The sequence below is a fragment of the Brevibacillus sp. AG162 genome, from assembly GCF_006715575.1.
Classification (GTDB): domain Bacteria; phylum Bacillota; class Bacilli; order Brevibacillales; family Brevibacillaceae; genus Brevibacillus; species Brevibacillus brevis.
On record NZ_VFNO01000002.1, the window covers coordinates 814,585 to 838,858 of the forward strand.

The 24,274-nt window shown below is 47.8% G+C and carries 21 protein-coding genes; 7 read left to right on the top strand and 14 right to left on the bottom strand.

The window, feature by feature from the left end:
* Positions 1-52: 52 nt before the first annotated feature.
* From FB479_RS08695 to FB479_RS31255, 3 genes are all read right to left on the bottom strand, one after another.
* Positions 53-5,542 (bottom strand): chitobiase/beta-hexosaminidase C-terminal domain-containing protein, encoded by a 5,490-nt coding sequence (locus tag FB479_RS08695; RefSeq protein WP_142064222.1) that lies wholly within the window; start codon positions 5,540-5,542, stop codon positions 53-55.
* A 172-nt stretch (positions 5,543-5,714) separates the two neighbouring features.
* Complete coding sequence (locus tag FB479_RS08700; protein ID WP_142064225.1) at positions 5,715-6,395, bottom strand: queuosine precursor transporter; 681 nt, start codon at positions 6,393-6,395, stop codon at positions 5,715-5,717.
* Positions 6,396-6,470: 75 nt separating this feature from the next.
* Positions 6,471-6,599 (bottom strand): helix-turn-helix domain-containing protein, encoded by a 129-nt coding sequence (locus FB479_RS31255; RefSeq protein WP_370511680.1) that lies wholly within the window; start codon positions 6,597-6,599, stop codon positions 6,471-6,473.
* Positions 6,600-6,629: 30 nt separating this feature from the next.
* Here FB479_RS31255 and FB479_RS08710 point away from each other — a divergent pair, with 30 nt between their 5' ends.
* Both FB479_RS08710 and FB479_RS08715 read left to right on the top strand, forming a co-directional pair.
* Positions 6,630-6,866 carry a hypothetical protein gene (locus tag FB479_RS08710; protein ID WP_255438339.1) on the top strand — a complete coding sequence of 79 codons (237 nt, stop codon included), beginning with the start codon at positions 6,630-6,632 and terminating at the stop codon, positions 6,864-6,866.
* A gap of 162 nt (positions 6,867-7,028) precedes the next feature.
* Complete coding sequence (locus tag FB479_RS08715) at positions 7,029-8,099, top strand: hypothetical protein (protein WP_142064228.1); 1,071 nt, start codon at positions 7,029-7,031, stop codon at positions 8,097-8,099.
* Positions 8,100-8,138: 39 nt separating this feature from the next.
* On the opposite strand, the gene FB479_RS08720 is transcribed toward FB479_RS08715, so the two are convergent.
* The gene (locus tag FB479_RS08720; RefSeq protein WP_142064231.1) at positions 8,139-8,546 is read right to left on the bottom strand and encodes a VOC family protein; all 408 of its coding nucleotides are present in this window, start codon (positions 8,544-8,546) and stop codon (positions 8,139-8,141) included.
* 110 nt (positions 8,547-8,656) lie between these two features.
* Positions 8,657-9,937, bottom strand: a complete 1,281-nt coding sequence (locus tag FB479_RS08725) for an NCS2 family permease (protein WP_370511681.1) — start codon at positions 9,935-9,937, stop codon at positions 8,657-8,659.
* A 168-nt stretch (positions 9,938-10,105) separates the two neighbouring features.
* Between FB479_RS08725 and FB479_RS08730 the strand changes: the two genes are divergently transcribed.
* The 3 genes from FB479_RS08730 to FB479_RS08740 all read left to right on the top strand — a co-directional run bounded on the left by FB479_RS08730 (position 10,106) and on the right by FB479_RS08740 (position 13,218).
* Positions 10,106-10,978 (top strand): LysR family transcriptional regulator, encoded by an 873-nt coding sequence (locus FB479_RS08730; RefSeq protein ID WP_106655641.1) that lies wholly within the window; start codon positions 10,106-10,108, stop codon positions 10,976-10,978.
* A gap of 93 nt (positions 10,979-11,071) precedes the next feature.
* A complete protein-coding gene (locus tag FB479_RS08735; protein WP_142064237.1) occupies positions 11,072-12,595 on the top strand; it encodes a glycine betaine uptake BCCT transporter in 1,524 nt (507 codons plus the stop codon).
* A 92-nt stretch (positions 12,596-12,687) separates the two neighbouring features.
* Entirely contained in the window at positions 12,688-13,218 is a 531-nt protein-coding gene (locus FB479_RS08740) for a hypothetical protein (protein ID WP_142064240.1), read from the top strand.
* 31 nt (positions 13,219-13,249) lie between these two features.
* On the opposite strand, the gene FB479_RS08745 is transcribed toward FB479_RS08740, so the two are convergent.
* The 8 genes from FB479_RS08745 to FB479_RS08780 form a co-directional block, all read right to left on the bottom strand.
* Positions 13,250-13,702: a 2-thiouracil desulfurase family protein gene (locus FB479_RS08745; RefSeq protein ID WP_142064243.1), complete on the bottom strand. Its 453-nt coding sequence runs from the start codon at positions 13,700-13,702 to the stop codon at positions 13,250-13,252.
* Positions 13,703-13,723: 21 nt separating this feature from the next.
* Complete coding sequence (gene coaA, locus FB479_RS08750) at positions 13,724-14,662, bottom strand: type I pantothenate kinase (RefSeq protein WP_232030020.1); 939 nt, start codon at positions 14,660-14,662, stop codon at positions 13,724-13,726.
* 191 nt (positions 14,663-14,853) lie between these two features.
* Complete coding sequence (locus FB479_RS08755) at positions 14,854-15,306, bottom strand: Dps family protein (RefSeq protein WP_007726053.1); 453 nt, start codon at positions 15,304-15,306, stop codon at positions 14,854-14,856.
* A 119-nt stretch (positions 15,307-15,425) separates the two neighbouring features.
* Positions 15,426-16,322 (bottom strand): nucleotidyl transferase AbiEii/AbiGii toxin family protein, encoded by an 897-nt coding sequence (locus FB479_RS08760; protein ID WP_255438321.1) that lies wholly within the window; start codon positions 16,320-16,322, stop codon positions 15,426-15,428.
* Between the two features lie 18 nt (positions 16,323-16,340).
* Complete coding sequence (locus FB479_RS08765) at positions 16,341-16,925, bottom strand: hypothetical protein (protein ID WP_142064246.1); 585 nt, start codon at positions 16,923-16,925, stop codon at positions 16,341-16,343.
* Between the two features lie 430 nt (positions 16,926-17,355).
* Positions 17,356-17,979: a hypothetical protein gene (locus FB479_RS08770; protein WP_142064249.1), complete on the bottom strand. Its 624-nt coding sequence runs from the start codon at positions 17,977-17,979 to the stop codon at positions 17,356-17,358.
* A gap of 199 nt (positions 17,980-18,178) precedes the next feature.
* Positions 18,179-19,987, bottom strand: coding sequence for a helix-turn-helix transcriptional regulator (locus FB479_RS08775; protein WP_142064252.1), 1,809 nt, complete (start codon positions 19,985-19,987; stop codon positions 18,179-18,181).
* 4 nt (positions 19,988-19,991) lie between these two features.
* Positions 19,992-20,579 (bottom strand): sensor domain-containing protein, encoded by a 588-nt coding sequence (locus tag FB479_RS08780; RefSeq protein WP_106655656.1) that lies wholly within the window; start codon positions 20,577-20,579, stop codon positions 19,992-19,994.
* Between the two features lie 278 nt (positions 20,580-20,857).
* On the opposite strand from FB479_RS08780, the gene FB479_RS08785 reads away from it, so the two are divergent.
* Entirely contained in the window at positions 20,858-22,846 is a 1,989-nt protein-coding gene (locus FB479_RS08785) for a serine hydrolase domain-containing protein (protein ID WP_142064255.1), read from the top strand.
* A 74-nt stretch (positions 22,847-22,920) separates the two neighbouring features.
* Positions 22,921-23,073 (top strand): hypothetical protein, encoded by a 153-nt coding sequence (locus FB479_RS30440; RefSeq protein ID WP_164724509.1) that lies wholly within the window; start codon positions 22,921-22,923, stop codon positions 23,071-23,073.
* A gap of 249 nt (positions 23,074-23,322) precedes the next feature.
* On the opposite strand, the gene FB479_RS08790 is transcribed toward FB479_RS30440, so the two are convergent.
* Positions 23,323-24,252, bottom strand: coding sequence for a S66 peptidase family protein (locus tag FB479_RS08790; protein WP_142064257.1), 930 nt, complete (start codon positions 24,250-24,252; stop codon positions 23,323-23,325).
* Positions 24,253-24,274: the final 22 nt, after the last annotated feature.

Sequence of the window (24,274 nt, forward strand, 5' to 3'; positions counted from 1 at the left end):
CCACAACAAAAAACGGGCTGGGAAGCTATCTCCCAACCCGTTTTCCCTTTAGTCAATTGCTCTTAACCGTGACAGTTACCTTCGCTGTCTTGCCAGCGTAGCTGATCGTGATGGTCACTCTTGTTCTTGGTTTGGCATCATCCAAGACAAGAATACGCCCCGTCTCATCAACCTCTACCTGTTCGGGCTTGCTTGATGTGAACTCGATACCCTCCGCTTCAGTAACGTCTTCTTCCGCATCATTACCGAGAATCGCCATCACCTTGAGCTGTGCTTCCTCGCCTTGGGCTAGCTTGAGAGATTTCGGCGCGATCTCGATCCTTTTCAGGGCAGTCTCTCCGACAACATAAGAGGAAGCCGTCGCCACTGTAAAGATCCCTACATCCCCTTCTTTTTCCACTTTGATCGGTTTTCCCTTAAGTCCCATAGCTGGTCTCCACATATTACTTCGGAACACGTAGGCTTGGAGCTTTTCGCTTGCCTCTTCGGCGACTGGTAGCCCGAGCATAAAGCCTGCTTTTCCGAAGCTTGTCAGCTTTTTACCCTTGCTCCACGCTTGCAATTGATAAGCTTCGCCCGGGTTCGGGACACCCTTCCAGCTGTTTCCATCTGATTCTGTCAGGGAGAGGGCAAACTCTCGTGCACGCTCAGCAGCAAAGTATGCGCCCGGCACTTCTACCCATGCTTCACTATCCAAGGTGACTCGGATTCCTACCTCTTTTTCCTTCAATTGCTCAATCAGCTTCTGCTCCATGGTTATCGTAGGTTCTTTTGATTCTTCCTTGCGAGAACGCGTGTCGATCGAATCGTCATCGCTTTCTTCCACTTGAACGAAAAGCACCGGAGCAAAGCCGATCTTGTCTTTCACGGACTCGATTGCTTTCATGAATTCCCCGAGTACGTCTAGAAGTTCATCTACTTGTTCGTCATCTGCCTTGATCTCATCCCCATCTTCAATGACGACAGTGCCAAGCTTTTTCAAAAGCTCTTCCGCCAGCGTACGGACATGCTTGGCTACCTCTTTGGAAATATCCTTTTCATCGAGGGGCTCCAGTGCTGTTTTCGCCAAGCTCGTCAAAGAAGCAAGTGCCAGACGGGCAAGCTCTTCCTTCTCGATGCCATCTTCTGTGAGCGGGTCAAATGCTTTGTCCAAAAAGCTCTTCGTCACATCTTGGAGCGACTCTTCACTAATGGTTCCTCGCTCGGCCTGCTCGGCTACTGCCTCGAGTACAGTCGTGATCGTATCGGTGACTGTCTCCCATTTCTCAGTCGGCGTCCATTGCTCGGCATCCAGAAGTTTTTCTAGATGACTAAGTACTTGATCCACCTGTCCTAAAATGGTGTTCTCCTCGTTACTTGCGGAGATGACTTGAGCCGCTTGTTTGTTCAAATCTCGCTGCGAGTCTGGTGTCGGTGTTCTGTCTGGCGGTGTAACTGGCGGCGGTGAGTCTGGCTTGGCTGGAACCTGGACGGTCAATGCTTTGGTCTCTGCTGTCGATTGGTCGGATGCTCGTGTGACCTCCAAAATCAGGTCTACATTCGTCTGGCGATTTGGCGGCGTAATTTTGCCGTCCAGCGCAATGACCGCTGTATCACTTGACGACTTGATCGTGATGGTAAAGCCTGTAGGTACCTCTGGCAGCTTCAAGCGTGTCTCACCCGCTGCTGGCTGTGTAAGCTGCGTGATGCTGTCTGCCACTTCTTTTGCTGTTTTTTCCGGCGTGCCGCGATCCTTCAAGTCTAGCTGTACAAGGACAGGGTTATGATCACTCACACGTCCCTCGCTCTCGGTCAAGCCAGCGTTGATGTGAACGATATCAACCTTTGTGTTATCCTCTAAGTGGTTGCTGACCAAAATTTGATCCAAGACTTGAGAGTTCCCTTGGTACACGTACGTATACTGCTCACCCTTCGGCAGTTTCTCCACCATATTGGTCAAAACGCCATCTGCCAATTCCTGCACCGGATTCGAAAACGGGAAATCGTTGAGATCACCCAGCACCACAACATTTGTTTTCGCTTCCGCCGCATGGATGTCTTTTACAAAGTTATTTAACACACGGGCAATTTTCATGCGCTGTACTTCACTCACCAGCTGTGGCGGCTGATCTTTTCCAAACAGCGCTTGATCTCCACCCTTGGAGTTGAAATGGTTGGCGATGACAATGACCGGCTCGCCTTGGAAAATGAATTCCGCTGCCAGTGGCTTACGGCTCGAAGCAAACGCCTCGTTGGTCGGATCTACCCGCCCTGGATTGACGGAAAGATGCGCCACGCCATCTCTTGTCTCGATTTGCACCGCATCTGTCGCACCTCCTGGCGTTCCTTCTGCCAGCTGTACCCGTTCTGGATTGTAGAAGAAACCAACACGGATGTTTCCTCCTGGCTGTCCGCCATCCTGATTGTTCTGTGGCGCGATATCCGTGTATCGGTAAGTCGGGCCGTTTTTGTTTTCAATCGCCTTGATCAATGCGTCCGCAGACTGTGTAGCATCTGTTTGCCCATTGTCTGTCGGCCCATTATCGTCCTGCATTTCCACCACACCGATAATATCCGGTCCCTTCATGTTGTCCACGATCGTTTCGGCGATGCGATTGATTTTAGCGGAATCGGTTTTTGCCGAGAAATTCTCGATGTTGTACGTAGCGATTGTCAGCTTGTCTTCTTTTGGGGAAATACTCGTCACTGGCGGCTCATAATGGCTTGCCTGTACCGTAAATTCGCGTGTATGGAACAGCTTGTAGTTCGCGAAGCTGTAGTCAATGATGCCTACCAGCGGTCCGTCAAATTTGTCGCCGACTTTTACCTCTCCGGTAATCGATTCGAGTTTGTCCGATACCGTGATGCGTTCAGGGTGAAAATCATTGGCTTCGAGTACCACTCCGCCAGCTGGTGTACGCGGCTGACTTGGATGGGCCTCGTTATCGATGACGACAAATTCCGTTGCACGTGGATTGGTAAACGTCTTGGTTTCGCCAACCACAATTGGATTGTCGATTTGCACCAGCATGCCTTCGAGACTTTCCCAGAAGTCGATGCCGTCTTGATCCGGGTCGAATTTGCCGAGGCTGTCGTTGTCGATAATTCCTTTTGGATATTCGTAGTTGTCTTTGCCCAGAATGAGTGGATCAGGGAGTCCCTTTGCTGGATTGACAACTGCGTACGAGGTTGCATCAATTTGCGTCTGGGTGAGGTCTGTACCCGCTCTGTTCGATGGCACGTATTCCTTGACGGTTCCGCTGACGGTGACTTCATCGCCAGGGTTGACCGCTGCTTTTGGCTCGTAAACGTAAATGCCTTCGGAGGTAAATGGGTCTGCGTCCGGTTGCGGGGCTTGCATATAAAAGCCTTGTACATTGCTGCCGCTTCGGACAACAGCCGTTACGATTCCCGGAACATTCGTCACCGTTCCATCGGCCATCGCTGATCGGTGCGACGTTCCTTGGATATCATGAATCCGAATGTTGTCTTTTTGAATCACATAGCGGAAGGTCGCTACATTGCTGTCTGTGTAGCCATCCTTGACGGCTATGGCTGAAAGGATCGTATCTACGTCAACCTGGATCGGTCCCGTATACTTGATGCTCCCTCTGCTCGGTGTCGAACCATCTATCGTATAGAAGATCGTAGTGTCAGCCAATGCCGTTGAGAGCGTTACTTTTGTTCCTTGTGTCACCATAGGACCTGCTGGGCTCGCTGTGACCATAGGGACTTTATTCTCGTCCTCTACGAGATCAGCGACAGTGCGCGGCACCAGCTTGTATACATTGCGGTCGTAGTTCACCACGCCTGTAATAGCTGCATAGCTCTTGTTCAATGGAAGCGAAAGAGAGGCATCCGGTCGAGACACAAACGTACCGTGCTGATCCTCTAGCGTGTAATTGCCGCTTGATACCGATTTGACGGTAACCACCTTTACCGTCACCAGCTTGCCTTCCAAAGCCTCTCCTGTAGCAGCCGCAAAATCAGTGGATGTCACGATTTGCGGACTAGGCACACCCGCTTGTTTTTGCACGATTTCCACATTATTGGTGAGCGCTTCGAGTTGAGCCAGTCCATGGTAGTCACTCATTTTTCCAGTAGCTCGGATCTTGTCTCCTACCTCAATTTTGCCAGTCAGCCCTGACGCACGAAGTACAAGTCCTGCCGTCTCATCTTGGAAATACACGTTATTTTGTCCGCCCGCTTCGAACATCGCCGTCACCGTTCCGACGACAATCACGTTCGTTCCTACCGGGGTGTTTCTTGCCTCAGCAATCGTAGTCGAACCCACTGCTGACTTAGTAACGCTAACTTCCGGGCTCTCAAACGACTTGCCATATTCCCCAGCTGTTTGCTGCGTTACGAGGATATGATCCAGCTGATCGATGTTTGGAATCGTAAAGGAAAATGACCCGTTTGCCTGTGCCGTTCCTGTTTCTTTGCTACTAAGCATCAGCGGTTGTTTTTGCGGATCGTATGCGCGCAAGATCGCATTCCCTGCTGCCGCTCCTGCTTCTCCTCGCAGTTCGCCCGCACCGTTCACCGCTTGCAGGCTGACTTTATCCTGGATCAAAACTGGACTTGTAGCAGCTGGCCTCAGCTCGATGCTCGCACTCTCCTTCTTACTCCCTTCGGTTGCGGTGAGATAGACTCCCTGTGCATTTGGATCGGGATTGGCAAAAGTCAGCTCGATTAGTCCGGAAGCATCCGAATCTTGCGTTGCCAAAGGAGTGTCGCTACCTGTTCCTGTAGGCTGACTCGCATAAACCTTAATAGTCCGCCCTTGACCGACATAGCCGCGAATTGTTGCTTGGGTAGGATCGGTATGATCAAAAATAAGTTCCGTAGCGTTCGGCTTGTCCGTCACGTCTGTTGGCAGCGGTGGTTCTACTGGGCTTTGCGTGTTTTTCGGGGTAGGTGCCCCTGTGATAAAATCGTTGCCGTTGTTGTTCGTATCCCAGCCATTTCCTCCGTTTGGTACAATGCCACTGGCGTCGCTAATGCGCTGGGCGCTGTTCGAGTTTGTAGTAGCTGGTGCAGGTGAATTGCCCTCAGATGAATTCGCGGCACCGTATCCGACCATATCCACGACACTTGCTTGGGAGGTGACATCTGTTCCTGTTAGAATGACACCATCACTGACCAGCGCAACCTTCCCTTTTGACCCTGACAAGTTCAGAGACCCCGTATCGTCAGGAGTAGGTAGTTCTCCCCCTGTTGAACCCGATGATGCTAGCTGAACCAAATAAAATCCATAGGGGGTTATACTTCCAGTCAAGTCTGTCTTAGCCCATTTCGTTCCCTCAGCGGAAGCATACTGAACGGACCACCCGCCAACCGAAACCGTTGTGTCTGTCGGGTTATACAGTTCAATGAAATCATTTTTGAAATGGGCGTCATTGTTCCCCCCACCCCCATACACCTCGCTGATCACCACATGATCAGCCCGCGCAGCTTTTGCCTGTGGCATCCACCCGGTCGGTAAAACCGTTCCTATCATAACCGCAGCGATTAGCGCCAGCTTCGGCCATCGGGAAGAACCTACTCTCTTTTTCAACATCCTCGCATCATTCCTCCTCACGATCATTCGGAAGTAGCTCTCTAAAAATCGTACATTAAGAATCTGAACATTGTGTAAATTTGATGTAAAGTTTGCATAATCCTTCCAAACCATGTATAACAAAAACCGCCAAGCTCCATCGTCCTTGGCGGTTTTTCAGTGTTTTTGTCAATTAGCTTTCGTCCACTTTCATACTTCGTGCGATATAAAGAATCGGCGTCGAAGCTGCCGATACGACAAACTTGATCAGGTAGGTAGTCAGCAGGATTTGCCACCATACGTCCATTGGGAATTCTCCCAAAAAGGCAATCGTACAAAAGGTAACCGAATCGAGCAGTTGGCTGAATAGCGTGCTTCCATTATTGCGAATCCAGAGCTGATTGCGGTCTGGACATTTTTTCTTCAACCACGAATAGATTTTCACGTCGACAAATTGGCTGACAAAATACGCACACAAGCTGCCCAATGCCACTCTTGGCATCAAGCCAAAAATCGTCTGCAAGGAACCTTGGGCGATATCTGTTTCCTGTGGTTCAAACACCAATACGAGCTGCATAATGATCGTTGCGGCAATTAAGGTAAAGAAGCCGAACCATACGGCTTTTTTCGCTTCTCTTTCCCCATACTTCTCGTTCAATAGATCGCTTACCAAATAAATAGAAGCATAAATCGTATTGCCGAGCGTCATAACCAAACCGAACATCTCAATTGTTTTGACCACCTGAATGTTGGCCAGCACGGTAGCCATCCCAATCCACGCATACAGTCCCATTCTGCCGAACAATCGGTAGCAGAGCAGGAACAGCCCGAAGTTCACCAGAGCAAAAAGCACTCCGATCCAAAAATTAAACATATGATTTCCTCCTAGTTTTGATAACGCGGGAGTTTACGAACCGCGGCCCGTTTTGAGCATTCAATCATTTTACTTTCATTCTCTTATTTTATCAACCATTCTCGATGCATGCACAGCAATCGACATTCGGGACACCAACACAATTCCCTCATCAACCAAACTGGCTAATGCTAATGAAACGGTTTCTCTGGTCGCCCCCACCATGTTGGCAATCTCCTGATGGGCGGGGAATGGATGGCGGGCCGTGTCCAAGAGGCAGGTATCGAACAGATTCAGCACATGACCGCAGGATTCACTAATGAACGGTCCTTGCATCAGATTATCCACGATTCTGACTTGCTCTATGCCTCCGCTGCGGTATATGATCAGCTCCTCGCGTTGGCTCCAGACAAAACACGGCTCTATCCCATGCTGTTGGAGCAAAGCAGCGAGGCCTTGCTAAAAGAAGCGAGCAACCTCCAAGCACCCTAACATTTACCTGTTACCATTTTGTAGGATTTATGTCGATAGTCTGTAACCAACGCCTCCACACTATCGTACATAATGAACGTGTAGCAAGGACAAGCACAAGATACAGCACACTACACATTTACATCATGATCAGTCAGCAAGACTGGGGAGGAGATTCATCACATGAAACACTTGAAACACTTGAACAAACTCGTAACAGGAACTGTGCTTACTTCCGTACTTTTCACTGGAGGTTATGCCATTACAGCAGATGCAAGCAACACAACTCCTACAACAAAAGGCTTGCAAGAGATTACGAAAAAAACAGCAGACGTAACGGGTGACAAAACCGCAGACACAGTCGTTCTGTACGGAAAAAAAGAGAAAAACAGCCCATACGTTAAGGACCTCACTATCAAAGTAACAGATGGCAAAACGAAGAAATCTTTTAACATCGACGTGAAGGACAACGGCTACGAGCCGAAGCTCTCCGTACAAGATTTCACTTACGATAAAAAAGGCGAGATCATGGTTACTGCAAGCACTGGCGGAAGCGGCGGCTACACAACCAATCACATCTACACCATTAAAGATGGAAAAGCGAAAGAGCTCAGCCTGCCAGGTCTGGATAAAAACAAAGCAGGTGTAGTCGGAGCGGACTTCGTGGAGCTGAAACCAATCGATCTAAACAAAAATGGTCTCTACGTGCTGGAAGGTACAGAGCGTCTGACTGGTGATTACAATGCAGATGTTCGCGGCTACCTCAAATCCAAATGGAAGTGGAACCAAACCAAATGGGAATTGATGAGTGCCAACTTCGAACCAGCTGTAAAACCACTCGAAGTCTATCATGATACTTTCAAAAGCCAAGACTCTGCCTTTGCTTTTAAAGGTCCAAAATCTTGGAACGGCAACATCCTTGTTGAGGAAAAAACTGGCCCAAATGCAGACGAATACTTGCCAGAAGCAAAGAGTGTAACTAGCTTCATCTTCAATGCAGACAAAGTAGAAGATCGTACACCTGTTGTGGTTATCACCGCGTTTGACCTGAATGACTGGAAAAAACTGAACAACCCGGACGAGCCGCCAGTCGGCGTCGAAATTGCACGTAACCAAGCAACCAACACGGTTTATGTAGCAAGCTTGCCACAAGACACAGTATTTGACCCAGCAAGCAAAGAAGGGAAAAAATTCATCCCTCTGATGATGTCTCTGGACCAAGTAAAACAAGCGTTTACGCTGGTAAAACGATAATCAATCCGCATCTCTCCACAAAAAGTCCCTTTGCCTCTCTCATAGGCTAGGGGCTTTTTTCAGCTTCGCAAGTCTTTGTTGCTTCTCCGCTTTTTCAGCCGCATCCAGGTACTCGAACAATCCAAGACGATTCCCCCATGGATCGGCAAACGTCCCCCACTTGACCGGCACCTCTTCCCGTTGGAAAATCTCAAACGGCTCGATTTGCAGTTCGTTGATCAGTCTTTCTCTTTCCGTCTCGATATCGACAACGGCAAAGCGTACGGGACCGCTTCCTTCCGCAGGAGTCCCTTCTGCCAGCTGGAGCCAGCATCCGGGCAGGACTTCCCATTCAGCAAATCCTTCATGCGGAACAAAATCCGGCTCTCTTTGCAAAAAGCTCTGGTACCAGGCTTGTCCTTTGGAGAAATCAGAAGTACGCAATTGAAACGTCATCTCATGGATCATATAAAAGCCTCCCGTCCTTCGACTTTTCATCCATTATTTCACAATCCTTGCGCCACTTTCTAGAGAACGGAACAAAAAAACCCCCGACCGAAGTCGAGGGTAACCACTCTCTATGCGAATATCGGCAGCATCAGATTCAGCAAAAACAATCCTGCAATGACGTACATCAGAGCAGGCACTTCGCGACGCTTGCCCAATGCGAGCTTCATGAGCGGATACGCCACGAAGCCAAACGCAATTCCATCTACAATGCTGTAAGACAGCGGGATAATCACGATGATCAAAAAGGCAGGGAAACCTTCCGAGAAGTCCTTCAAATTGATATTCTGTACGTTTTGCAGCATCAGTGCGCCAATGATGATGAGCACTGGAGCAATGGCTCCATCCGGAATCATTTTGATGACAGGAAGCAAACCGAGCGAGAGCAGGAACAAGGTACCTGTTACAAGCGAAGTAAGTCCTGTCCTTCCCCCTGCTGCGATTCCTGCCGCGGTCTCCACCGTCGAAACCGTCGGACTGGTTCCCAAAATGCCAGAGATGGCAGCCGACAACGCATTCGCTTGCAGCGAGCGGCCGAACTTCTGCGGCTGTCCAATCATTGAGGTATGCCCATGAATCAAGCCAATATTTTCAAAGACGATGACCATCGCCAATGAGAAGGTCGCGATCCAAAATGGCAAAGCCCAAATGGCAGAAAAGGAAAGACCCGCAAATACGCTTCCATAATCCGCAAACGAAAACGATCCTCCTCCACCTGTCTCGACAATCCCGAACAAAAAGCCAAGTCCTGTACCAACCGCAATTCCGATCAAGAAGTTGCCCGGCACATTGCGAACAAACAAAATCAACGTAACAATCAACGTAATCAGCGTGACGATCACATGCGGGCTGGACAAGTCACCCAGCGCGACAAATGTAGACGGATTCATGACGATCAGTCCGCCTTTTTGCAAACCGATGAAGGTCAAGAACAACCCAATCCCTACGGTAATCGCCTCTTTTAGCGAAGAGGGAATCGCATTGGACAATATCGTCGCAGCCCTGGTAAAGGCAATTACAGTAAAGATCAGACCCGAAACAAAAACAGCAGCCAATGCTTCCTGCCAAGTGAGGCCCATCGATTGGCATAACGTGTACGTAAATAGAGCATTGATCCCCATGCCGGGAACCAGAATAATAGGAGCATTTGCCCAAAAGGCCATGAGAAGCGACCCGATAAATGCCGTCAATACAGTCGCCAGAATGCCTGCTTCCATCGGTATTCCAGCATCATTTAAAATCGAAGCGTTTACGGCAACAATGTAGACAATGGTGACAAAGCCAATGAATCCGGCGATGAGTTCCCTTTGAAACGTCGTGTCGTAAGCGCGCAAGTGAAATAGCTTTTCCATCCACGTACGCACGGATTTCCCCTTCTTTCCTTTATGTCTTTTCCATGAAGTGAAGATTCACAGGAAACATGCTATCATAGCTTCATCAATATGAAAAATATCCATAAAATCTAATTTTCATATCGTTTTCATATGGAACCATTCTCGCAAGGAAAGAAGGCATTGTGTGTGGATATTCGGCAACTGCGTTACTTTATCGCCATAGCAGAAGAAGGTCAGATAACGGGGGCGGCTAAAAGACTGAACATGGCCCAGCCGCCTTTGAGTCAGCAGCTGAAGCAAATGGAAGAGGAACTTGGGGTCATGCTCGTAGAGCGCTCGGGAAAACAAATGGTCCTGACGGAAGCAGGCCTGACCCTCTATAAACAGGCGCTCAATATCGTTCATCAAATGGAGGAAGCTCTCTCCGAGGTCAAAGAAACAGGCGAAGGCATTCGTGGAACGCTTTCTATCGGTGTCAGTGCACTGTCAGCCTATCGTCTGCCAGAACAAATTCGTGTGTTTCAGCAAAAATATCCGCTCATTACGTATAAAATCTGGAAAGGCGACACACAGCTCCTCAATCAGTGGCTGGAGCGTAGAACCATAGAAGTCGCGATCGTACGCCTTCCCCACTCGTTGAACAACTGTACTATGATTCCGTTGGAGGAAGAGGATTTTGTGCTCATCGTTCCTGCCACCTCCCCCTATGCCGATCGCAAAGAAATCGAAATGCGCGAGATCGCCGAGTTACCGCTCATCATGCCGAGCACGCCAGGATTGGGTATCTACGATTTGATTATCAAGGAATTCTCCCGTCTAGGCGTGGAACCGCACGTCATCTGCGAGTGCCCGGACATCTCTCTTATTGTCAGCATGGTCGCCTCCTCGGTCGGTTCCTCCATCGTCCCCATCTCGGCATGGGAAACCCATCAGAGCGAACAAATTCGCGGGATTCGACTCTCCGGAACTTCCATTTATTCTTCCGCTGCTGTCGTTTGGCAGTCTGGACGCCATCTGTCCAAAGCAGCAAATCGGTTTATCGAGACGTTTTCATCGTAAGTCCATTCAGGGGGGTTACATCCGGAATAATCTTGGAAATCCCGCGGGATGATAAACTATTACCATTTCTTGTAGATTCCCGGGAGGATAACCATGACGTTCCTGATATCCTTGACCATTGTCTTTGTCATTGTGCTGTTCGGGGTGATTTCTCCCGAGCTTTTCGCCTCTGCGGCTTCCCATGTACTGAAAGTGACCACGACGAATTTTGGCTGGTTTTATTTAATTGTGACTTTCGGTTTTCTGATCTTTTGCATCTTCCTTGCCTTTAGCCGATACGGACAAATTCCTTTAGGGAGCGACGATGACGAGCCGGAATATTCGCTGCCTACGTGGTTTGCCATGCTGTTTTCTGCGGGGATGGGGATTGGGCTTGTCTTTTGGGGAGTAGCGGAGCCCGTCTCCCATTACTTCTCTCCGCCAGCAGGTGTGACCGGACAAACGACCGAAGCCGCACAAACCGCTCTGCGCTATGCATTTTTTCACTGGGGCCTGCATCCTTGGGGGATCTACGCTCTCATCGCTCTCGCTCTCGCGTATTTTCAATTTCGCAAAGGGGCGAAGGGCTTGATCTCCTCCACTTTTGGCCCATTGCTCGGTGAGCGCATATACGGACCGCTTGGAAAAGGAATCGATATTCTGGCTGTCATCGCCACGGCATTCGGTGTCGCAACCTCACTTGGCCTCGGAACTCTGCAAATAAACGGGGGCTTGTCTCACCTCTTTGGACTGCCGTCCAACACCACCGTGCAAATCGTGATCATTTCCATTATTACGGTACTTTTTCTGCTCTCGGCTACGACAGGACTGGATCGGGGAATCAAGTATTTGAGCAATACGAATCTGGTAATTGCCTTGTTGCTCCTCCTGCTGACGCTCGTATTGGGACCAACCTCGTTTATTTTTGACGCCTTTACCAGCACGTTAGGCAGCTATTTGAACAATCTCATCTCGATGAGCTTGCGGCTGACCCCATTTACACAAGGGACATGGGTAGCCAACTGGACGTTATTTTACTGGTCGTGGTGGATTGCCTGGGCGCCGTTCGTCGGCATGTTTATCGCACGCGTCTCCAAAGGTCGCACGATCAAGGAATTCGTCATTTGTGTGATGCTCGTTCCGAGTTTGTTGAGCTTCATTTGGTTTTCGGTGTTTGGCGGGACTGCACTTCATCTCGAGATCTTTGATCAAGCGCCTATAGGGGCAGCCGTGCAACGTGACATCTCGACTGCGTTGTTCCTCGCACTCGAGCAGTTGCCCATGGGATACATTCTGGCTGTCGTTGCGATTCTGTTGATCATCACGTTTTTTATCACGTCGGCGGATTCAGCTATTTTCGTGCTCGGTATGCTGTCTTCTGATGGCAACCTGGACCCGTCGAATCGGGTAAAAATCACCTGGGGCATCCTCCAATCCGCAATCGCGATCGTTCTATTATTAAGCGGCGGCTTGGAAGGCCTGCAGACAGCCTCCATTGTGGCAGCGCTGCCTTTTACCGTCATCATGGTCCTGATGTGCTTCTCCCTTGTCATGGCACTGCAGGAAGAAGACCGGATCGCGAAAAAGAAACGGAAGGATCAGCAAAAGAAGCTGGAGAGGTTGTTGAAGGAGTTGTAAAAAGCAGGAAGACCCTTCCATGAGGCATTCTGCTTCGTGAAGGGTCTTATTATATGGTATCATATGGTAAAAATTTCAAAGGATCTGATGAAATGGAGTTAGATCGTTCTTTTCGAAAAAAGACTGTACCGATACCGTACGGGAAATTGACGACTGTCTTCATCCTGTTCATTGCCTCGTTTATGATCTGGCAAGTATGGGAAAATCAAAATCGCCTCTATACTGACAATCTGTACATGAAACAATCGATTTTTACAGGTGTGATGTTTCAAGTGGAATTTCTCAAGGAGCCAGACGGGGAAGAAATAGAGCTGTACAGCTTTGTAACCCCAGACGCTCGAGTAGATGGCCACCAAATGCACAAAGACAACCAACTGGAGTTTTCATTACTGGAGAATAAAATCGATCTGCTCATTCGGGAAGAGCGCAATGTCATCTTTTATTCCCTACTCTTGTCGTACACACTGGCCGTTTGGTTCATACTGCGAAATCTTATTCGTGATAGTGGCCTTCCTATTTTCGCCTTTGTTGCATGTGTTTTCTTCAGTTTTACTCTCTGGCGTTCTTGGTTCAAAATACAGGAGTTGCTTGAAGAGACCGCTTATTATATGAGCAGATTGTAAAAAGGGACGCTATTCATCGCGTCCCCCTTTGCTATTCATTAGATACTTTCGCCTCAGATGTTACCTCAATCCCGTTTCTGCGAAACAGCGCCGCCGTAAGACCGACACCCGGCACCTTTTTCCCGGAAAAGCTGCCATCGTATACAAAGGAGCTTCCACAGGACGGGCTGTTCTCTTTTAAGATGGCGGATGTGGCTCCAACCGTTTTCGCCAGCTTCAGCGCTTGGTTCGCCCCCATCAAAAATTCTTCGGTGACGTCTCGGCCAGTGCTGTCTATGATGCGTGCTTTACCATCCAGAACATCTCCTCCCGTCCCCCCGATGATTTCTGCTGGCGGTCTTGGTGTTGGCAAGCCTCCCAGCTGCTCAGGACAGACGGGGATAGCCTTTCCTTCCCTGAGCAATTGCTCTAGTTCTTGGTCCAAGCATGACTTCTGATCGTAACGGCATTCACAGCCGATCAAACAGGCACTGATCACTTTCATGACAACCGTCTCCCACCTTTTTTATAGTTTACGCAGCTTCACGCTTTGCACCATATGATCCTGACCTTTGTCCAAAATCAATTGAGCGCGAACACGCGTCGGCAAAATATTTTGGCGAAGGTTGGCTCCGTTGATTTCCGTCCAAATGCCGGTAGCTACCTCAGTCGCCTCCTCGTCAGACAGACTCGCGTAACGCTTGAAATACGAGGATGGATCGGAAAACGCGGTCTGGCGCAGCAGCTTGAACCGCTCTACATACCATTGCAGGATGTGCTTCTCTTCCGCGTGCACGTAGATTGTAAAGTCAAAGAAATCGGAAACGATGACCTCGGAGATACGAGCATCGTTTTCGTCACCTCTAGGCGGTTGCAGCACATTCAAGCCTTCGACAATCAAAATGTCAGGCTGTCTGACGGTCTGCCATTCATCTGGCACAATGTCATACACAAGGTGAGAATAGACTGGCGCTTTGACTTCAGGCAAACCCGATTTTACATCGGATAAAAAATGGATAAAACGGCGCAAATCATAGCTCTCCGGGAATCCCTTGCGCTTCATGATTCCTCTGTCTTCTAGAACCTTGTTCGGATACAGGAATCCATCGGTCGTTACCAAATCGACCTTCGGATGATTCGGCCAGCGGGACAACAGCGTCTGCAATATGCGAGCCGTTGTGCTTTTGCCTACAGCCACACTCCCTGCGATACCGATAATGAATGGGACCTTGCCATCCTGGTTTCCTAAAAAAGTGTGAGTCGCCTGGTACAGCTCCTGCGTGCCCCCGACATACAAATTCAGCAGACGGGACAACGGTAGGTAAATGTCGGAGACTTCCGTCATGGACATTTTCTCGTTCAAGCCCTGCAAAAGGGAAAGCTCGTTATCAGATATGGTCAACGGCGTGGAAGCCCGCAGAGCACTCCACTGCTCGCGATTAAATGTAACATAGGGTGATGCCATGGGAATGTACATCCTTTCCATCATGAAAGTGCTTTCTTTAATTCAACACAAAGTTAGTTTACACCAGCATGTCTTTCTTGGGAACATGGGCGTTGTCCCAAATCAGCCAGCCCTGCACTTTGCCTTCATAAGCACATAGGAAAAAAGCCGATACCCCATGGCATCAGCTATGCTTGCAAAAGAATTTCTTTTTATTTTCCCAGGTGAGCTTGCAGCATCCACACATGCTTTTGCAAGCTGTCCATGATCCCTAAGAACATATCGCCAGTCGCTTCATCGTCCCCTGCTTCCGCGGCTGTAATACCTTCTTTGAGCTCCTTGATCAGGAGTGTAAAATCGCTCACGACTGCCTCTACCATCTGATCCGCAGACTCTCCACCTGTCGCTTCCTTAATGGAAGCCTGCTCCATACAAGCCTTCAATGTCGAAACAGGCTTGCCCCCAACCGTTAACAGCCGTTCCGCCAGCTCATCCACATTTTTGGCTGCCTCGTTGTACAGCTCCTCGAATTTTTCATGCAGAGTAAAGAAGTTCGGGCCTTTGACAAACCAGTGATAATGATGCAGCTTCATATACAGTACAGACCAGTTGGCAACCTGTTTATTAAGTACGTCGGTCACGGGCCGACTCATTGTCATACTCATCCGGACGCTCCACCTCTCATGGTATAGATATAGCGTTTGTAGTATGTGGTGAATGGGGCGGTTCTATTCGTGTCATTTCCGTATACAGACGGAACAAGCCTACTTTACTTACTATCCTGTTACAATTTTTTCTGTGTTGGACTCGGCAAACTTTCAAACGCATACCCATTAATCCCGGCAAAATCCATCTTTTTACGCAAATCACTGACAAACTGCGTAAAATAAAGGCCACGATCCATGCTGCCCGCATACTTTCTCAAGTCGTAATCGTAGGATAATGAATCGTATATGTGATGTAAATCATCGACGAGCACTTTTTTCATATCCGCTTTTTTAATAGCTGGATCAATACTGCATTCGTTCACGAGCGCCTGTAATGTTTCCTTGAGCGCATCGTTGTCATAGGACGGATGAGAAAGTAAAAATTTCAAATCGTACAAGTCTTTAAACCTCGGCCTGACAATCGTTTGATGCAGCTTCCAAGCAACCTGGATGGACAGGGGGACAGTGTACGGGACAAGAAAGCTCTCCCCAAAGACAGGTTGGTACTCGAGCGGAACCGGGTCTGCATCCATTTCCAAGTTGAACGAAATATCCAGATTAAGCTCGTTATAGTTATCTGCTTCCCTTGTTTGACCTTTGAAATAATAGGCAATATCCGTATTGATCGTCGGAAAATCATCTGCCATTGCGTAATCGATATATCTCCAAAAGGCATTCTCTCGAAAACTTCTAAACACGACGCCGTCGTTCAGATCCATTTCGGTTACTTGAATCATCCATTGTGTAAATACTTCATGGGCATGTTCGACGTCCCTGATCTTCCCCGCATACAATAAATCGATATCATCCGCGTCCCGAATCTCTCGGTTGTCCAAATATTGTCTGGTTAGAAGGCTGCCTTTTAATACAAAGGGCATATTCACAAGAGCAATTCTTCTCAACAGTGCTTCCAAAACAATGAGCTCTCTCGCCTCATATTCCAACTCTGCTACATCATCGTATGTAATCATCATGATCCTCCATCTTAAAAATTAGGAAATCCAACCGCTGTCCAGTTCTTCGCGGCTGTCATAAATACATAGTTCATATTGTTCTTTGATTAGCTCGATCTGATTTGCTTGCAAAATGGTATGTATCTTTTCTACCCGATCGTAAAACTGTTTCGGGGTCTCATATTCTCGGACGGTGATAAATCTCACTTTTCCATTCGCATTCAAAGAGTTTCTCGAAATATGTCCGCCATGACCCTCACATAGATTTCGTAACGCCGCGACATCATTGACCTGTACTTTTCCATGCCATTCAAAGTAAGGCTTCGAGTTTTTTAGGATGGGCTGGTGAAAATACGTTTCTTCTTTTGGAGAAATCTCTACTTTTTTTCGGACGATGGTAAAACCGTTGTTTTGAAACGTAGCTGCAATCTTTTCCATCTCTTTATTGGCTTCAGGAAAATCTGGTCGTTTGATTACTCCTGTTATCATCGGTTGATTGATGTAATTTCCCTGATCCAAGACGATCATGACCGGTTTCACTTGTTCCGCTTGGCACAGATCGATAAAAGCTGCCTTTTCATTAAATTGGAGATCGTTGAAGGTAACATGAAACTCGAATTCCATTGCTTCACTCCCTGACTTTCCTTGTATTGCACAACCAATTTATTTCCTTTTCTTCCTATTTGTATCGACATATCTTTTCTATTTCTTAACCGTTTCGTTTAAATAAAAAAGTAGAGGTATGTTGAAAAACCTTTCTCAACATATCTCTACTTTGTAAGCGTGCTAGTTGCTAACCATTTAGCTTGGTGGTTGCTGAAAAGTCCAGAGAGTGTACTTTTATGGACCAATGCCCCAAGATTTCATCGAGTCTTAAAGCCTAAGTCCTGATCTTTGAGCCTAAAGAGCTTTGATACGTAAGTTTTGAAAGCTGAGCTCTCATCTTTGAGCTTTCATCCTCATATTCACCAAATAATTTTAGGATGGCCTAGTTAACCCACTAGGCATGGGACTCTCGTTTATCAGCTATTCAAATGGCTAGCAAGGCACACTGTTAATCCACAAGATTGATTTTGGTAATCGTATTGGATTCACTTAAGATAAAATCGACTTCACACTCAAATTCATCGATTTCTTTACTAAGCGTATCCATTTTCTCTTTCAACTTCAAGGGGTCTACGAGCTTCGCTTCATTTTGCTCTTTAAACGGTTTGGAGATGGCTTCCATCTCCGTATCCTTCACCTTGGAGTCTTTGCCAAAGTTCGCTTCAAGTAGCCTTTCCAATCGTAGCTGTACTTCTTCATTTTTCTCTTCAACCTGCGTGACAGCGTGGTTGTAATCTCTTCTCATTTTCTCCAGCAGTGATTTCTCATATTGAATGGAGGTTTTTCGCTCGATTGCTTCTGCCACTGTCATTCTCTTGCCGCTAATCGTTACCATCGTCTTTGCATTGGACTCGACGATCAGTGACTTAATTTTTTGTCTTCTTTTTATTAGATCAACGATGGATTGGTAGTTGCGCTCTGTTGTTTCCTTATAAAGTTCTGTTGACGTGTAACCAGATACTGGCTTATGCCCAATGGCGGAAGACATGAAAGTTGTTTCATTGATTCCTTTTTGGATTCTTTTATCGAGTAACTTTAATTCTGAGAGTCCTCTTGTGATAGACATTTCCATCGTGTCATTCCTCCTCGTGGAGTTTGATAGAAAAATTGTTTATGTATATAGGGATTACATTTGGTAGTTTAATATACAACTTTATGTAAATAGTTGTCAAATTGAACGGAGGATTGGCGTGGATTTGTGAAATACCTCTGAGTAATCCCCCATCTCCCCATGCAAAAAGCCAGGGCCAACTCTCCCTGGCTGTCACACGTCACAAAAGTCCTTCCATTTTCCCTTTTTGTACCGCGTCATCCCGATTCCGCACTCCAAGCTTGTCATATAGAGCGGATGCATAGTTACGCACGGTTCCGTCTGACAAATACAGCTTGGAAGCAATCGTTTTATAGCGCATGCCTTGGGAGAGCATCTGCAAAATCTCTTGCTCCCGCTTCGTTAAACCATAAGCATTCTCGTCTTTTTCGCTTAGTTTCGGAGCAACGAGCAAATCTTCCTGTTCATTTGCTGGCTGTGCATCCAGCATTTTATGAAACAGGTCCTGTGCAATCATCGTACCACCGCGATGGACGAGGCGAATCGTTTCCGCAAGCTCTCGTGAATCGATCGATTTCAAAAGATATCCGTCTGCACCACTGCGCATGATCTCCTTGGCTTTTTCAGTATCCTGAAACGTAGACAGGACAAGGACACGAATACCGGGCCATTGTTCCTTTATTCGTTTTGTGGCAGTAATCCCGTCCATATTCGGCATCTCCAAATCCATCAGCACCAGGTCTGGTTCTAGCTCCTCACACAGCTCCACAGCCTGCGCCCCATCCTCGGCCGTTCCGACTACCCGCAGGTCCCGCTGTCCCTCGAGTATGGTGCGCAAGCTTTCCCGAATAAACGCGTGATCATCTACGATAAACAAACGAATGATTTCATCGGCGCTCTCTATCAGTCTCGGCACCAAACAAGTAATGAGCGTTCCTTCTCCCCGCTCTGAGTATACGGCTACTCTTCCTTGCAAAAGAGCGGCCCGCTCTTTCATCGTCGTGATCCCGAAGCCATCCTCCCAATTTTCCACCCCGTGACCGTTATCCTGTATTTCCAGCCTTGTCTGTTGCTGCTCAAAATGCAAGGAAACGACGATGTCCGTAGCCTGCCCGTGACGTACGGCATTCGTCAAAGATTCCTGCAAACAGCGAAACAAGGTCATTTTCACCTGCTTACCAACAGGATACTCTTCTCCGATCGCACGAAACCGCACATTCACCTTTGCATGTGTCTGAAACTCCTCCGCAAGCTGCTTCAGCGAATGAACCAAGGGAAGCGTTTCTTGCGGTGACCCCATCTGATGCAAGTACCCTCTCACTTCCTTCATGCCGTTTCGCGCAAGCTTCAAGAGGGAGTCGAGCTTTTGCGTCCCTTCCTGCGACGCTACATCCTGACGCAAGGTTTCCAGCCCCATGATGATCGAGACATAGGAATGCCCCATCGTATCATGCAGGTCCTTGGAGAGTCGGTCCCGCTCCTCCAGCAAAGTCACTCTCTCGATTTGGGTGAGGTATTGCTCCAGCACACTGTTTTGCTTGCGAATAATTTCATTTTGACGATGGTTGACGATGAGCAAATGAAAAGCAAACCCAATCGCATAAGCAAGCCCGACTTGCGAAAAAATCACGAAGACATCAATTCCCCGCGAAAAAAGCACAATCAGCAGAGGAAGGATCACAATCGTAATGGGAGCCGACCAGCGATACGATTTCTTCGCACTATTGGCGGCAATCAAAAAAGCTGGCATCAATAAAGTAAGGTACGCCTCCGGAAAAATAGACGTGAGATAAAGCGATAATCCACCAAACAAGAGCATTTCTGCTATCAGATAGTAACGATAGCTCAGCTGCAAACAAATCCACGGGACGGAAAAAACCATCATTTCCCAAAGTATAACCATCCATAAGGGCAGCGTGAGATAATCTCCAAATGTTACAGTCGTAACGGTGAGTGAAAAGCAAACGATCAGACGTAAAAAAAACATCACCCAGTCATACCAGGCCCATTGTTTCACGATATCTAACAAACCATCATCTCCTAATTGCTTTGAACATCAAGCGGGTGTACCCACCAACTAATTGTACCAGACCGTTCCCTAGCTTGGAGCATCCGATCATGAGTATGAATCCTAAACTCATAATTTGCAATGCCTTCAGCTCTGAATCCACTACGCTCCCGAAAAAATGTAGCTCCACGAAAGGATAGAGCAACGGTATGAACGCAAAACATACGGGTGCAATGTAGATGAGTACTCCGATCACCAGGCAGATACAGCCTATGACAAATTTTTGCATCAGCCAATAAACGGATAGCCAGTTTCTTACATTCATTAATTCTGCCTTTGCCTGCATCCATTGATTTCCCTTTGCTCTTTGTCTCATTGCCAACGGTTCTATGGAAATATCGGTATAAATCTTCGTCTGAATACGTTCATGCTGGACAAAGGTTTGAGTTGTACGCAACACATTGGTGAGCAACGGAATTCCCACTACGGTAAATGACAAGGCCAAGCCAAGCACGATACTGACCAAGTAAAAACATAAATAAAATACTCCCGAGACAAATGTATACAGCAAAAAGATAACATTTTGAACGTTACGCATGATCGCTCTTTTCATATAAGCTAACTCGCTCCTATCTATACCTTTTCCGACATGATGATGACGGTCTGCCATTACCGTAAACCACTGCGCGTCACATGAGCCAGTATCAAAATGTCATATGACAGGCTAAGTCATGTCATTTCATCAAAATCAAAATCATTTTGTCAGTCGGAAAAGTGATGACAAGAAGTAACTACCGAGTATGACACGAGCTTTGCCATACTGTGCTCAAGCGCTCACTCTCAGAGTCGGTGCGTCAAACCGGGTTGCCAACACAAAAAGGAGAATCGCACATGAAAAAAGTGATACAAAAAATGAGTCTCGTCGTTTTTCTTCTCTCCACAACCTTGATTTCCGCATGCACGCAGTCGCTCGGTGCTGTGGAATCCACTCAGACTGCTTCCATTGCTGCCCAAGGACCGGTGGACGCCAAAGAAATAGAAGCGTTTGCCGATCCACTGTTTGCAGAAAAAATGAAAGAACATAATGTGGCTGGTTCCAGCTTTGTTGTCGTCCGTGATGGCAAAGTCCTCGTGAACAAAGGTTACGGCTTTGCTAACAAGGAAAAGAAAATCCCTGTTGATAAAGACACGGTGTTCCAAATTGGCTCCGTATCGAAAACCTTTACCGCCTTGGCTGCCATGCAGCAAGTCGATGCGGGTAAAATTGACCTGCATGGCAATATAGAGGAATATCTCGGTGGGCTAAAAATTCCTAATAATACAGGAAAACCCGTCACCATGTACGACTTGCTCACCTACACAACCGGCTTCGCATTTCCTGACGAAACTACCTTTACCGGTCCACAATACATCGGGCAGGACATCTCTATGGATGAATTCTTTCCAAAGCACATGCCGACCGTCATCCGACCACCTGGCGAAACCTATACGTATGATAATACAGGATTCTTGCTCGCTGGCTATGCCGTGGAAAAAGCAAGTGGAATCCCCTTTGCCCAGTATATGGATGAAAAAGTGTTCAAGCCTCTCGGAATGACCTCGACCAGTGAACGTTTGAAGCCTGAGCTCATGAAGAGAATGGCTGCCAATTACGATCTAAATGGCGAGCCACGTCCGCTAGAAGGAACCGCTCCAACTGATGGTCCGCAGGGAAGCATTATATCAACAGCAGAAGACATGGCAAAGTACATGATCATGCACCTGCAAAACGGAAAATTTGACGGCAAGGAAATCGTCAGCCAGAAAAGCATGGAATTGATGCATACGCACCAGATTTTCGCGGATGACATCCCGATCACAACCGTAGGCTTTGAAAACTATTTTCCAGAGTATACAAATGGTCAGCACGTTGTTTTGAAGGGCGGAAACATGCCAGGCCATTCTTCCCTGATGGTATTGATCCCGGAACATAAAACCGGCTTTTTCATGTCCTACAACAATGATTCAATGATTAGCGCTGATATTTACAAAGAATTCATGGATCATTATTTCCCAGAAACAGAAAAAAAAGCTGAGCCTGATTACTTGCCCTTGAGTGAAGCGGATGCGCAAAAATATTTCGGGCTGTATCAACATACGCGTGCCTATTGGACACGCACTTCTATTACCTATGAGAATGGATCACTCGTGCTTGAGAGTGAGGCAACCGGAAAACAAAAGCTGCGAATGATTCGCCCATTGCTATTTGTAGATGAGGTAGGCGAAAAAGTCGCGTTCAAGGAAGACAAAAACGGTAACATCAAATACTTCTATTATACAACGCCAAAAGGAGTTAACCTTGCTGGCGAAACACAAAAAATGGAAATGGAAAAGACCTACTCAGACGTCCCTAACACCAGCAGCTATAAGACCCATATCAACAACATCAGCGCCCTTTCCATTATGGGAGCGAAATCGGGAAGTAAATTTGATCCTACAGGGACCATGACACAGGGCGAATTTGCTGACGCCCTGATCAAAGCAGAAGGCCATTACGTCATGGCCGGGAGTGAAGACGGGCTTAGACAGCAATTGGCCGCGGGCATCCCTAATTTGAACCCATCGGCACCAATCACAAGACAAGTCGCTGCTGCCATGATCCAAAATTTAAAGCAGCTTGAACCTGTGGCAACCAGCAAAGTGACGCTGCAAGACACAGCCGACGCATGGGCAAAAGATGCGATCACTGCTCTTGTTTCACAAGGCATCGTCGATCCTGACACGAAGGTAAACGCAGATGGCTCTTTCACATTCCGCGCAAAAGATTTACTGAAGCGTCAAGAAGCCAGTGCCTTACTTGACTTAGCATTTGGTTACTATTCATTGCCGATTAAACGATAAGCATCCTTTTCCTCTTTTTGGGATAATGTAGGGACTTGTTGTATACCCTACTCCTTTGAGGGAGGTGACTGGTCGTGGATAATAGCGATAAACACAAGGGACAAGCTGAGCAAAAAGATTCAAGTGACTTGAATGAGAAGGAAATCGAGCTTCAGCATCAATTTCAAATGTTCCCTACCCCTGATGAAAAACGCGCTTCAAAAGTGATTACTGAGCTGAAAGATTAATAACTACTCTCCCCACTTTAAGGCTGTCGAGAAACTCGGCAGCCTTTCTTTGTCCAGAAAAAATCCGCTTATGAAGACAGATTCTCGCAAGTACCTTCATCGTTTTCTAGTAACCGCTGCGCTTCCCAAAGAGAAGCGGCAGGACGAAAAGATCAAAAAAACAACAACTTGGATTTTCGTTAACCCAAAAAGGCTCCCACCAACGCTACAAGAGTTAGGGAAGCCTTCTTGAATTCAAACAAATCTTCGCTATATCGTTACACTCTCTTCGATCATCAGTTCACCGTTTGTCGCATCGAGACTAGCCTCTACGCCCAGAGGGAGAGCGATGTTGCACGCGCCATGCCCGATCTGTATGTTCCAGATGGTCGGCTTTCCGTACGGTACGACGATATTTTGAAACACATCCCAGACAGAGAAGCCTTCGCGCTTTTTCGGCTCACAATCGGTCCATGTCCCGATGACGACGCCCGCACAATCATCAAACAAGCCGCCCTGGGCAAGCTGTGTCAGCATGCGGTCAATCCGGTACGGCTCTTCGTCGATATCCTCCAGAAACAACAGCTTGCCTCTCGTATCGAGCTGGTAAGGCGTCCCCATCAACGCGGAGACGAGGGCGAGATTCCCGCCGACTACGGGTCCAGCTGCCTGACCTTCGACGAGACAGACGATTTCTTCTCCAGGAGGATTAATGATCGCTCCCAATGGCTCGGGGCGAGTCATAGCGCGCAGCAAATATTGCTTGGACCAGTCATCCAGTCCATGCGCGATGTCTGAGGTAGCCATCGGTCCGTGAAGGGTAGCCAGATTCGCGCGCTGTCCGAAAACGGTATGCAGCGCCGTAATGTCGCTGTAGCCGATAAACAGCTTCGGGTTTTCGGCGATGAGGTCATAATCGAGCAAGGGCAGAATTTGCGGGGAACCGTAACCGCCACGCATGCACATGATTCCGTCCACTTCCTCGTCGACGAACATGGCATTCAGCTCAGCCGCCCGTTGCTCAGGAGTTCCCGCCAAATACCCACCGTACGATTCTCGGCACGTATCCGATATTTTCACTTTGTATCCCAAACCTTGCAGCTCTGCCATTGCTTTGTTCAGCACTTCTTCTGTAGCAGGACTTGAGGTTGCCACTACTCCGATTGTATCGCCCGCTCGCAATGCTTTCCCTTTGTTCATCTGTCCAGTCTCCTCCCACGGT